This is a genomic window from Micromonospora sp. NPDC018662 (genome assembly GCF_044391475.1).
Classification (GTDB): domain Bacteria; phylum Actinomycetota; class Actinomycetes; order Mycobacteriales; family Micromonosporaceae; genus Micromonospora.
The window spans coordinates 135,222-147,120 of record NZ_JBISAC010000011.1; the positions used below are offsets into that span (position 1 = coordinate 135,222).

General features: G+C 73.4%; 10 protein-coding genes and 2 pseudogenes. 9 read left to right on the forward strand and 3 right to left on the reverse strand.

What is annotated here, in order from left to right:
* Nucleotides 1-13: 13 nt before the first annotated feature.
* A complete protein-coding gene (locus ACH495_RS26445) occupies nucleotides 14-544 on the reverse strand; it encodes an NUDIX domain-containing protein (RefSeq protein WP_396860406.1) in 531 nt (176 codons plus the stop codon).
* 271 nt (nucleotides 545-815) lie between these two features.
* On the opposite strand from ACH495_RS26445, the gene ACH495_RS26450 reads away from it, so the two are divergent.
* The 5 genes and pseudogenes from ACH495_RS26450 (at nucleotide 816) to ACH495_RS26470 (ending at nucleotide 5,575) form a co-directional block, all read left to right on the forward strand.
* Entirely contained in the window at nucleotides 816-2,135 is a 1,320-nt protein-coding gene (locus tag ACH495_RS26450) for a helix-turn-helix domain-containing protein (RefSeq protein WP_396860407.1), read from the forward strand.
* 316 nt (nucleotides 2,136-2,451) lie between these two features.
* Complete coding sequence (locus ACH495_RS26455; RefSeq protein WP_396860408.1) at nucleotides 2,452-3,570, forward strand: helix-turn-helix domain-containing protein; 1,119 nt, start codon at nucleotides 2,452-2,454, stop codon at nucleotides 3,568-3,570.
* Between the two features lie 155 nt (nucleotides 3,571-3,725).
* Nucleotides 3,726-4,373 (forward strand): maleylpyruvate isomerase family mycothiol-dependent enzyme, encoded by a 648-nt coding sequence (locus ACH495_RS26460; protein WP_396860409.1) that lies wholly within the window; start codon nucleotides 3,726-3,728, stop codon nucleotides 4,371-4,373.
* Nucleotides 4,374-4,395: 22 nt separating this feature from the next.
* A pseudogene (locus ACH495_RS26465) lies at nucleotides 4,396-4,941 on the forward strand (serine hydrolase); the annotation flags it as partial.
* A 25-nt stretch (nucleotides 4,942-4,966) separates the two neighbouring features.
* Complete coding sequence (locus ACH495_RS26470) at nucleotides 4,967-5,575, forward strand: DUF6518 family protein (RefSeq protein WP_396860410.1); 609 nt, start codon at nucleotides 4,967-4,969, stop codon at nucleotides 5,573-5,575.
* Nucleotides 5,576-5,596: 21 nt separating this feature from the next.
* Here the strand turns inward: ACH495_RS26470 and ACH495_RS26475 are convergent, their stop codons facing one another.
* The gene (locus ACH495_RS26475; RefSeq protein WP_396860411.1) at nucleotides 5,597-7,075 is read right to left on the reverse strand and encodes a glutamate--cysteine ligase; all 1,479 of its coding nucleotides are present in this window, start codon (nucleotides 7,073-7,075) and stop codon (nucleotides 5,597-5,599) included.
* A 192-nt stretch (nucleotides 7,076-7,267) separates the two neighbouring features.
* Here ACH495_RS26475 and ACH495_RS26480 point away from each other — a divergent pair, with 192 nt between their 5' ends.
* A complete protein-coding gene (locus tag ACH495_RS26480; protein WP_396860412.1) occupies nucleotides 7,268-7,639 on the forward strand; it encodes a DUF3817 domain-containing protein in 372 nt (123 codons plus the stop codon).
* A gap of 47 nt (nucleotides 7,640-7,686) precedes the next feature.
* Here the strand turns inward: ACH495_RS26480 and ACH495_RS26485 are convergent, their stop codons facing one another.
* A complete protein-coding gene (locus ACH495_RS26485) occupies nucleotides 7,687-8,235 on the reverse strand; it encodes a hypothetical protein (RefSeq protein ID WP_396860413.1) in 549 nt (182 codons plus the stop codon).
* A gap of 143 nt (nucleotides 8,236-8,378) precedes the next feature.
* Between ACH495_RS26485 and ACH495_RS26490 the strand changes: the two genes are divergently transcribed.
* The 3 genes and pseudogenes from ACH495_RS26490 to ACH495_RS26500 form a co-directional block, all read left to right on the forward strand.
* A complete protein-coding gene (locus ACH495_RS26490; protein WP_396860414.1) occupies nucleotides 8,379-9,503 on the forward strand; it encodes a Vms1/Ankzf1 family peptidyl-tRNA hydrolase in 1,125 nt (374 codons plus the stop codon).
* Nucleotides 9,496-11,244, forward strand: coding sequence for a thiamine pyrophosphate-binding protein (locus tag ACH495_RS26495; RefSeq protein ID WP_396860415.1), 1,749 nt, complete (start codon nucleotides 9,496-9,498; stop codon nucleotides 11,242-11,244). The genes ACH495_RS26490 and ACH495_RS26495 overlap by 8 nt, the downstream gene beginning before the upstream one ends.
* A 7-nt stretch (nucleotides 11,245-11,251) precedes the next feature.
* A pseudogene (locus ACH495_RS26500) lies at nucleotides 11,252-11,667 on the forward strand (iron-containing redox enzyme family protein); the annotation flags it as partial.
* Nucleotides 11,668-11,899: the final 232 nt, after the last annotated feature.

An 11,899-nucleotide genomic window follows, 5' to 3' on the forward strand; every position in this document is an offset into this window, starting at 1 on the left:
GGGGAACTCTTCCTCACTCGCCGCCTTTCGAGCTGATATCAGAATCGACTCGCGTCTGTGCGGTCTGCTGCGGCAAGCCGTTGGCGAGGTATGTGGCGGCACGGAGGGCACGGGCGCGCACCGCCGCTCGGACTCGCGGAGCGACGTTGGCGGGAAGTCGCTGCTCGGCCTCCCCGGGCGAGAGGAAGGCGACGTCTTCCAGTTCCTGTCCGGGCAGCGAGATGCCGTCCGTGCTGGCCATCTCACCGCCGTCGAACGTGAAGCTGATGATCGCCCGTGGTCTGCTTCCGCTGGGAGGTGCCCACTCCACGACGAGGAGATTCCCCACCGGTACGGCAAGACCCAACTCTTCCCGCACCTCACGACCGCACGCATCGTGCGGGTACTCGCCCTCCTCCACATATCCGCCGGGGAACGCCCAGTGGTCGCGGTAGGTGGGCTTGACGAGCAGGACCCGGCCGGCCGGGTCGGTGATGAGGGCGGCTGCGGCGGCGTGGAAGGCGGGCAGAGCGGCGTACCAGGTGGCGGGGTCCGTCCAGGTCATATCGATGACGGTAGATCATGCAGTGGTGCGGGGAAGTCGCATCGATCTTGCCGGTGTAAAAGCCAACGATCATGACGCTCGGCGTCCAGGGAAGAAGCACTGGAGGGAAAGAGGCGGTTGCCGGCAGCGCCGCTGTCGACGACCGGCGACGTGGCCATTCTGGTATCGATCCATTCCCCGAGTCTGCTGACAAAGTGCAGGGGCGCAGTCGGTGGCCGTCGATGTACTGTGAGTATCGGGAATCTTGAGTCTGTTTGCTCTGGGAGTCGTGATGCTCGCGAGCGCCTCGCCCTTCGCTGTTCGCCTCAAGACTCTGCTGAGCGAGCGAGGGATCAGCTACCGCACACTCGCCGCGCGCACCTACTACAGCAAGAGCTACCTGCACGACCTCGCTTGCGGGCGTAAGTCGCCGAATTTGGCGGCGGCCCAACGGCTGGATTCGGCATTGGAGGCTGGCGGCGCTTTGGTCGCGCTCGTCGGGACGTCCGCCAAGGGTGCACAGTCGACGGGCGCCTTCGACGCGCACGGGAGGCGGCCCGACGTCGAGCGGTTGGCCGACCTGCTCGTGACGGAGACCCCCACCGAGGAGAACGCCATCGAGCTGGCGCACCAATGGTTGATCGCCGACCCACCGCAGCGCCTCGAACTGGACGCCGGCCGCCGCGTCGGTGACAGCACCGTGGAGCGGGTGCGGCAAAGGGTTCGTCAGCTCCGCCGCCTGGACGATCATCTCGGCGGTGCCGAGACGTACGCGCTGGTCACCGTCGAGCTGGGCGAGACGGTCGCGTTGCTGCGGCAGGGAAGCCACTCCGAGTCGGTGGGCTGTGACCTGCTGGTCGTCATCGCGGATCTGTGTCAACTCGCGGGCTTCGTCGCCGAGGACTCGGGCCGCATCGCCGAGGCCCGTCATTACCACTTGGCGGGGATGCGCGCCGCTCACGCGGGCGGTGACACCGCAGGTGCCGCGAACTGCCTCAGCAGCCTGTCCTATCTCGAGGCCAATGTCGGTGACCGGCGTGCGGCTGTCACGCTGGCCCGATCGGCGTATGCCGGAGGCCGGCACGCCGCCGAGGCCACCGGGCGGGCGCTGCTCCTGGAGCGGGTCGCGTGGGCGTACGCCCGTGTCGGGGAGGCGAGCCTCGCCGAGCGGGCACTCGGATCGGTTGAGGAGATCTATCCGGATCACGGACCCGTGGAGGCGCAGCCCTGGGCGTACTGGCTGACCCGGGACGAGGTCGAGATCATGGCGGGTCGGGTCTGGACGGAGCTGGGCCGCCCGCTGCGGGCGGTGCCGATCCTGGAACGGGTGATCGTCCGTTACGGGGACGATTCGCCGCGAGAGACGGCGCTGTACACGACGTGGCTGGCCAAGGCATTGCTTCAGGCCGGCGAGGCAGAGCAGGCGGCGCTCACGGCCGGCAGGGCACTGGGCTTCGCGCGTCGGGCGCGGTCGCAGCGGGCCGTCGACCGAGTGACGGACCTGCGTGAGGCACTGGTCTCGGTTGCCGGTGGCTCTCGGGCGGTCGATGAGTTCCTGGAGTTGTCCGCCCACCTGTCCGCCACGTCCGGCGGACAGCCCAGCGGACAGTAACCGGGCCTGTCTGCCGGGATAACGTCGATCCACCGTCACACGCTGTCACAGGAGCATCTGTGACCTGCTGCGGTCGCGGGTGCCGTGAGCCGGGTGCGGATCCTGCCTTCCCAAGGCCGTGCCGCACCCCGATCTCCGGAGGTGGCGATGGGCGGTAGAAAGTCCGGTGCTGGCGGAAAGCCACAGCCAAGCCGGGGTGAGCAGATTCAGGCGGCCGAGCGGGAGGCCGCGAAGCGGCGGCTGCTGGCGCAGGCCGAGGCGGAGCGCGTACCCGTGGAGGACACCACGCGCGCGGTGCCGGACCGGCGGTGGCGGCGTGACCGGTGAGCCGATCGGCCGGCAGGTCGCCCGGTGGCGGGTGCGCCGCCGGTTGACCCAGCAGATGCTCGCCGATCGGCTCGGCAAGTCGAAGAGCTGGGTGGACAAGGTCGAGCGGGGTGTGCGCCGGCTGGACCGGTACTCGGTGATCCAGGAGATCGCCGACGTGCTGCGGGTCGAGCCGTCGGTTCTGCTCGGCACGCCCGGGCCGCCGCCGACGGGTGCGCCGGTCGGGGTGGACGCGGTCCGCGCGGCGCTCGCCACCTACCACGGCGGTCCGCCCACCCTGTCGCCTGCGGAGCTGCGGCGGCAGGTGACGTACGCCTGGCTGACCTACCAGCACGCCCACTACGCGCAGACGCTGCGTCTGCTGCCGGGGCTGCTCGACGCCGCCCGAGGGCTGCACCGGGCCGCGCCGGAGCTGTGCGGGCAGGTGTACCGGCTCGCCTCGTCTGTGCTGGTCAAGCTGGGAGAGGCGGATCTTGGCTGGCTGGCCGCCGATCGTGCGATGGCCGGGGTGGCTGACGACCCGGCGCTGTCGGTCCGGGCCGTCGCGTCCGTGGGGGAGGCGCTCCGGGCGTTGGGCCGGAACCGGCTGGCCCTCACCGTGACGGCCTCTGCCGAACCGGCGGGCGACTCGCACGGACCCTTACTGATTCAGGCCGCTCTCGCCGCCGCCGGCTGTGGCGAGGTCGGCCGCTCGGACGAGTTGCTGGACCGGGCCGCCGAGATGGCCGGGCGACGTCCCTCCGGGGACGAAGCACAGCGGTGCGGGTTCGGGCCGGTCGCCGTCGAGTTGGCCCGCGTGGTGGCGGCGGTGGAGTCGGGTGACGCCGGGAAAGCGGTGTACCGGCATGAGCGGGTGCTCCGGCGGGAAGCGTGGCGACGCCTGCCGACCGAGTTCCGGGCCGCCTACCTGCTGGACGCCGCGCGCGCGTACCTCGGGATGGGCAATCTTCGCGGAGCCGGCCGGGCGCTGGTGGAGGCGGACGGAATCGCGCCGGCCGAGGTTCGGCTGCGGCCGGTGGCGCGTACCGTCGCCGCGGAGATCGCCCGTGCCCACCCGGCGCCACCCGGCGTGGCCCGCCTGGCGACCCTGCTCGGCCTGACCCGGTGAGCGGGTTCGCGCCGATCTTGGAGTTGTGGTGGCTCGCAAAGCCGACATCCGGCGCTTTCCCTGGCACCACAACTCCAAGATCGACGAGCGGGGCGATGAGTTCGGAGCGTGGGGGCGGTCTGAGCGGGGACGGGGCCGACAACTGGGGGTTTTCCATGTCCGACACGCTGAGCCGGGACGAGTTGTGGGCGCTCGCGCACGCCGAGCGGGGCGCGCTCGCCGAGGATCTGGCCGGGCTGGACGCGGCGCGGTGGGCGCAGCGTTCGCTGTGCGGCCGGTGGACGGTGGAGGAGGTGGTCGCGCACCTCACCGCGGCGGCGAGCGTCGGTCGGGCCCGCTGGGTGGCCAGCGTGCTGGGCGCACGCTTCGACTTCGACAAGCACAACGACCGTCGCCTGGCCGAGCACCGGGGCGCCGACCCGGGGGAGACGCTCGACCGGTTCCGTCGGATCATCCGCAGCACCACGTCCACGTTCGGCCCGACCGAGGCGTGGCTCGGTGAGGTGGTCGTGCACGCCCAGGACATCCGGCGTCCGCTCGGCCTCGGCCGTACGCCGCCGGTCGCGGCCGTCGCGCCAGTCGCCCGTTTCTTCGCCGGGCGGGACTTCACCGTCAACGGGCGCAGCGCCATCCGGGGGCTGCGGGTGGCGGCCACCGACGGGCCGTTCACCGCCGGCGCCGGCCCACTGGTCAGCGGCACCACGCTGGCGCTGACCATGGCGATGGCCGGCCGGGCGGCATACTGCGACGACCTCACCGGGCCCGGCGTGCCCACGCTGCTTCAGCGGTGCGCCCCCGCCTGACGACGGTCGACGCCGCACATCCACCCCGCGGCACGTCGGGTCCGGGATGACGCTGCGGGCGGTCGCCGAGGCGGCGGTGCGGCAGAGCGACAACACCGCCGGCAACCTGCTCTTCGCCGAACCGGGCGGCCCGGCCGGCTTCGAGCGGGCGCTGCGGGGCGTCGGCGACCGGACCGCCGAGCCCGCCCGCGTCGAGCCCGACCTCAACGAGGCCGCGCCGGGCGACGTCCGCGACACCAGCAGCCCTCGCGCGCTGGCCGGCTCCCTGCGGGCGTACGCCGTCGGCGACGCGCTGACGCCGGCCGACCGGGCGGCGCTTGTCGCGTGGATGCGGAGCAGCACGACCGGGACGGGCCTGATCCGGGTCGGCGCCCCGGCCGGCTGGCAGGTCGCGGACAAGAGCGGCACCGGCGGGTACGGCGCCCGCAACGGAATCGCCGTGGTGTGGCCCCCGGGCGCCGCGCCGATCGTGCTGGCCGTGCTGTCCACCCGCGCCGGTCGGGACGCGAAGCCGGACGACGTGCTGGTCGCCCGCGCGGCGGAGGTGACCCGCACGGCGCTCCGGTGACCGCATACTGAGTATGCTCGCCGCCATGCCACCCGAACATCGCACCCTGGCGCTCGTCGCCCCCGTCGCCGGCTTCCTGCTCGGCTTCCTCGACTTCGTCTGGATCAAATGGGTGCCCTACCCGCTCGCCGAGCTCGGCAACTCCACCGCCACCTGGGCGGTCGCCGCGTTCGCGCTCGGCTGGTGGGTCCGGGCGGGCGCGCTGCGGGCCGCCGTGGCCGCCGTCGTGCTGCTGGTCGTCGCCGTGCCCAGCTACTACCTGGCGGCGGCGCTGCTCCAGGGCGACGACCTGGCCGTGATCGTCGCGCCCACCTCGCTGCTCTGGATGGCGTCCGGCGTGCTCGCCGGCGTGGTGTTCGGCGTCGCCGGCGTCTGGGCGCGGACGACCGGGTGGCGGCGAGTGGTGGCGACCGCGTTGCCGGTGGCCGTGTTCGTCGAGGAGGCGCTGCGCTTCGTCGCGAGGGCCCGTACCGGCTATCCCGGCGCGTGGTGGAACGTGCTCATCGACCTCGGGCTCGCCGCGCTGCTGCTGGAGTTGGTCGGCCGCACGCTGCGGGTACGGCTGCTCGCCGCGGCCGTGGCGCTCCCGCTGGCCGTCGCCGGCACGTTCGTGTTCGCTGTCGTCGGCGGATGACAGGTCGTGGCGCGCGGCCCGCTAGGGGATCGGCCACTCGTGCACGGGGCGGTTGCTGTGCATCAGGTCGACGTAGTGGCGGACCACCTCGCGCAACGCGGCCGGCCGGTCCAGGTGGTCGGCGGACTCCAGCCGGTGCAGCGTCTCCACCTGCCAGGTCGCGCCGTTGCGGCCGGTCAGGCAGCGCTGCTCGATGATGCCGAGCAGCCGGTCCCGCTCGGCCGGATCCAGGCCCCACCGGTCGAGCCCCTGGTGGGCCATCGGCAGCAGTCGGCGCAGCACCAGCTCGGTCACCGGCAGGTAGCCCAGGCCGGGCCAGAACACCTGGGCGTCGATGCCATGCCGGGCGCAGGCGTTGAAGTTCTCCTCGGCGGCGCTGAACGACATCTGCGACCAGAGCGGACGGTCCGACTCGGCCAGCGCCCGGACCAGGCCGAAGTAGAACGCGCCGTTGGCCACCGTGTCCAGCACGGTCGGGCCGGCCGGCAGCACCCGGTTCTCCACCCGCAGGTGCGGGCGACCGCGCAGCACGTCGTAGACCGGCCGGTTCCAGCGGTAGATGGTGCCGTTGTGCAGGCGCAACTCGGCGAGCTTCGGCACGCCGCCGCTGGCCAGCGTCGACGCCGGATCCTCCGGGTCGCACACCGGCAGCAGTGCCGGGAAGTAGCGGACGTTCTCCTCGAACAGGTCGAACACCGAGGTGATCCAGCGCTCCCCGAACCACACCCGCGGGCGTACCCCCTGGGCCTTTATCTCTTCCGCCCGGGTGTCGGTGGCCTGCTGGAACAGCGGGATGCGGGTCTCCCGCCACAGCTCCCGGCCGAAGAACAGCGGGGAGTTCGCGCCGAGTGCCACCTGGATGCCGGCGATCGCCTGGGCCGCGTTCCAGTAGTCGGCGAACTGCGCCGGGCTGACCTGGAGGTGGAACTGCGTGCTGGTGCAGGCCGCCTCCGGCGTGATGGTGTCGGCGGTGGTGGCCAGCCGCTCCACCCCGCTGATCGCGATCGGCAGGTCCTCCCCACGGGCGGCGAAGATCTGCTCGTTGAGCAGCGCGTACCGGGGATTGGCGGAGAGCGAGTCGGCGGTCAGGTGCTCCGGGCGCAGCGTCGGCAGGACGCCGATCATCACCATGTGCGCCCCGACCGTGCGGGCCTTCTCCTCGGCGGCGTTGAGGCTGGCCCGGACGTGCTCCTCGAACTGGGCGGTGCCGGTGCCGGCGAGCCGGCGCGGCGCCACGTTGATCTCCACGTTGAACTGGCCCAGCTCGGTCTGGAACGCCTCGTCGGCGATCGCCGCCAGCACGTCGGCGTTGCGCATGGCCGGGTCGAAGCGCTCGTCGACCAGGTTCAGCTCGATCTCCAGGCCGGTCATCGGCCGCTCCACGTCGAACCGGGACTCGCGCAGCATCTCGGCGAAGACGTCCAGGCAGCGCCGGACCTTCTCCCGATAGCGGGCCCGATCCTCCCGGCTGAAGGTGCGCGCGCCGACGTCCTCGCCCATGGTCACCGCCTTGTCACCGTTGGTCTTCCCAACCTGGCACGGAGCGACGGGTCAGGAAAGGTCTAAGGAACCTTTTCTGTACCCCGAACCGGCCCCGCTCATCCTGCGGAGGTAAGGCCGGGCCCCCTTTTAACGCCTTCTGCATAGGCGGGGGCCCCGCTTAACAGTTCGCCGCCAGGTGGGCCGGCTACCATGGCCGCCGCGACGGAGAAGGAGTGGTTGATGCGCGACGGGTGGATCCGGGCGTTCGTGTGGGCGGCGATCGCCGAGGCGTGCTCCTGGGCGGCGCTGCTGGCCGGCATGGCGGTGAAGTACGGGCCGCCGCGCAACGAGATCGGCGTGCAGGTGTTCGGCCCGATCCACGGCGCGCTCTTCGTCGCGTACGGGCTGCTGGCTCTCGTGGTGGCCCGGCGCTGCCGCTGGTCGCTGGTGCAGACCGGGCTGGCGCTGGCCAGCGCCGTGCCGCCGTTCGCCACCGTGCTGTTCGAGCGCTGGGCCCGCCGCCGCGGCCTCCTCGCCGCTCCCGCTCCCGCTGAGCGTCCGCTCGCGGGTGTCGGTGGTTAAGCGGGGCCCCCGCCTCTACCGCAGGCGTTAAGCGGGGCCCCCGCCTTTCAGGTCAGCGCGGAGCAGGCGGCGATGCCGAGCACCAGGACGACGCCGAGCGTCGCCTGGAGCAGCAGCGCCGGGCCCAGGTGCGACCAGAGCGTCGCGGTACGCGGGGTGAGCAGCTGCCCGGTGGTCAGGTTGACGATCCGCTCGATCCGGGGCGGCAGGTCGGCGTCGCGCTGCGGCCGCAGCGTGAGCTGCACGTGGTCGCCGGGGTGCAGCGCGCTCTGCGGCAGGTGGCCGTGCAGTTCGACCTCGACCAGTCGGTCGGCGGCGTCGCGCACCCGCACCGGGGTGACCAGGAACTCGGGACCCTTCTTCAGGTCCTTGAAGCTGCGCTTGGCACCGCCGCCGCCGCTGCTGAGCAACGCGCGGACCACCCGCAGCAGCAGCCCCACCACACCCGCCGCGGTCAGGACCGTGACCAGTACCGGCTGCCCCACCCGCACCTCGCGGGCGTAACCCTCCATCAGCCGGACCAGCCGCCCGGTGACGATGCGTTCCGTCGGGCGGACGACGCGTCGGGTGTGTAGCTCCGTGTCCATGTTCACCACCGAGAGTTCCGTTCCGTGCACAGATGGTATCGGTCATTCAGGTTGAACGACGTGAATGAACGAACGGTCACGCCCGGCGGACCGGAAGGTGACATCGGCCGGGGCGCGGGTATGCGTGCGGCCGAGCTGGAAAGGGGTCGAGCATGCAGCTGTCCTTCCTGCGCCCGCTCTACGACCGTCCCGGGCCCTGGTGCTCGGTCTACCTGGACGCCTCCCGGGACACCCACGACTCGCGTCCACAGGTCGACCTGCGCTGGCGGGCCCTCAAGGGCGACCTGCTGGCCCAGGGCGCCGACCAGGTCACCGTCGAGGCGGTGGAGGAGGTGGTCCGCCGGCACGAGCCGATGCCCGGCGACTACGGCATCGCGGTCTTCGCCAGCCGGGGCCGGGTGGTCCTCACCGAGTACCTCTCCGCGCCGCCGCTGCGCGACCTGGCCACCTGGGCCGCGCTGCCGCACACCATGCCGCTGGTCGCCCAGCGCGGCGAGCAGGTCGCCTGGGTGCGGGTGCTGGCCGACCGCACCGGCGCGGACGCGATGGCGGTCAGCGCCGGCGGGGTGCCCCGGCGGGCCCAGGTGACGGGCCGGGAGAGCCGGCAGCTGCGCCGGGTGCAGCCGGGTGGCTGGTCGCAGTCCCGCTACCAGCGCGCCGCCATGGAGGCGTGGCACCACAACGCCGGCGACGCCGCCGCGGCCACCGCCGACCTGGCCGAACGCGTCGGCGCCGACGTGGTCGTGGTGGCCGGCGACATCCGGGCCACCGGCATGATCGCCGCCCAGCTCCCGGAACGCTGGCAGGACGTGCTGGTCCGCACCGACGCCGGCTCGCGCGCCGGCGGCGCGGAGGACACGCTGATGGACGACCTCACGGTGCAGACCGTCGCGGAGGTCGCCGACCGGCGGATCGCCGCCGCGCTGGACCGGTTCGGCGTGCAGGAGGACGTCGGAGCCGGGCTCGACGCGGTGGTCGCGGCGCTGCAACGCAACCAGGTCGACACCATGCTGATCGTCGACGACGCGTCCGCCGACGGCGAGCTGTGGGTCGGCCCGGAGCCGACCGAGATCGCCACCGACCCCGCGCAGCTGGCGGACATGTCGGTGGCCGACCCGCAGAAGGTACGCGCCGACGCCGCGCTGCTGCGCGCCCTGATCGGCACCGACGCGGAGCTGACCGTGCTCGCGCCGGAGGAGGCGCCGGAACTGACCGACGGGGTCGGCGCGGTGCTGCGCTACGTCGACGCCGGCACCCCGGGGCGGGGCGATGGCTGACCGTACCGTCGCTGATCTGGTGGTCGAGCGCCTGCGGGCCTGGCGGGTGCCGCGGGCCTTCGGCTATCCCGGGGCGGCGCTCGCCCCGCTGGTGGCCGCGCTCGACGACGCCGGCGGCGACCCGGCGTTCGTGCCGGCGCGGCACGAGGAGACCGCCGCCTACATGGCCACCGGGCACGCCAAGTTCACCGGCGGGATCGGGGTGTGCCTGGCCACCCAGGGGCCCAGCGCGGTACACCTGCTCAACGGCCTCTACGACGCCAAGCTGGACAGCAAGCCGGTGGTGGCGATCATCGGCGAGGACGTCAGCGGCCCGCTCGGCGGGGCGCACGAGGAGATCGGGCTGAGCCGGCTCTTCGGCGACGTGTGCCACCAGTTCGTCCGGTACGGCCGCACCCCGGAGCAGGTGCCGGCGCTGCTGGACCAGGCGTTCCGGACCGCGGCGGCGACCCGCAGCCCGACCTGCGTGGTGCTGCCCCGGGCGTTGCAGGTGATGCCCGTGCCGGACCGGCTGGCGCCGACCGCCGGCGTCATCACCGCGACGCCCGGCGAGCCGCTGGCCCGGGTGCTCCCGCACGATGCCGACCTGGACGCCGCCGCCTCGCTGCTCAGCACCGGGCAGCGGGTGGCGGTGCTGGTCGGTCAGGGCGCACACGGCGCGGCCGGGGAGGTCGTCGCGCTCGCCGACCGCCTCGGCGCGGGCGTGGCCACCTCGCTGCTCGGCAAGCCGGTGCTGGACGAGCGGCTGCCGTTCCACACCGGCGTGCTCGGCGAGGTCGGCACCACCGCCGCCGCCCAGCTCATGGGCGGCTGCGACACGCTGCTGCTGGTCGGCACGAACGACCCGTGGACCGACTGGTTCCCGCTGCCCGGCCAGGTGCGCACCATCCAGATCGACATCGACGGCCGGCGGATCGGCGCCCGCTACCCGGTCGACGTGCCGCTGGTCGGTGACGCCGCCGAGACGCTGCGGGCGCTGCTGGCCCGGGTGCCGGAACGGCCCCACGCGCAGTGGCGGGGCGTGGTGGAGAGCGCGGTGGACCGCTGGCGGACACTCGCCGCCGAGCGCGCCGCCGCCCCGGCCGAGCCGCTGAACCCGCAACTCGTGCTCCGCGAGCTGTCCGCCCGGCTGCCGCGGCGCGCGGCGGTCGCCGTCGACGTCGGCTCGATCATCTACTGGTACGCCCGGCACCTGGAACTGCCACCCGGGGTGCAGGCCCGGCTCTGCGGCACGCTCGGCTCGATGGGCTGCGCGCTGCCGTACGCGGTGGCCGCCAAGCTGGCCCACCCGGACCAGCCGGTGCTGGCGCTGCTCGGCGACGGGGCGATGCAGCTCAACGGCCTGGCCGAGCTGATCACCGTGGCGCACCACTGGACGCAGTGGCCCGATCCCCGGCTGGTCGTGCTGGTGCTGAACAACCGCGACCAGTCCGGCGTGGGCGGCGGGCGTACGCCGGGCGACCGGCGACCCGACGTGCCGTACGCCGGATGGGCCCGGCTGCTCGGGTTGCACGGCGTCCGGGTGGACCGGCCGGACCTGGTCGGGCCGGCCTGGGACGAGTTGCTCGCCGCGGACCGGCCCAGCGTCCTGGAGGCGGTGGTGGACCCAGCCGTGCCGCTGGACGTGCCCGAGCCGGCGCTGGCCGACCTGCGCGGCCTGATGACGGACGGCGACGCGGCCCGGCGGGTGCGGGACCGGGTGATCCAGACCGAGGCCATCGCGGCCGAGGACCTCGTTTAGCCGGACCCGGCTCGGCCTGGACACCGGCTACGCCGCCCACCTGGACCGGGTGCCGGCGGTGACGCTGGCGCTCCACCACCTGATGTCGCTGTTCGGGCTGCACCGGCCGCTGCGCGGGGCGTTGCTCGGCCGCCTGGCCGCCGACGAGATGACGTCGTCGTTGCCGAACCGCCGGTACGGCACCGGGTTGGCCGGCTGGGCTTCGACGCGGTCGCCACCCGCTGCTACGACGAGCACGTCGAGGCGGACGCGGTGCGCGAGCAGATCGTGGCGTACGACCTGTGCGGCGGGCTGGTCCGTGCGGAGCCGGCGCTCGCCGGGGACGTGCTGTTCGGGACCGCCGCCGCGCCGGCGCTGGACCGTCTCTTCGCCACCCACCTGCTGTCCGCGTGGGCCGCCGGCCGCTCGTCCCCGCCCCCGCCCTGGCCGCCATCTGACCCCACCCGCCCCACCCACGCCTCACCTGGCCCGGCCGGGGTGATGGTCGCCGCCGGGTCGCTCTGGTGGTCGGGTATGCGTGGTGCAGTGCCCGTCCGGCGCTGCCCAAAGCCGCACCCGGCGTGCCGTTGCGCCCGTGGCGGCGGGGGAGCGGCGCGACGGCACCCGACCGGGGGTTGGTCCGGCGCGTGGGGAGATGCCCCGTTTAGACCCCAGA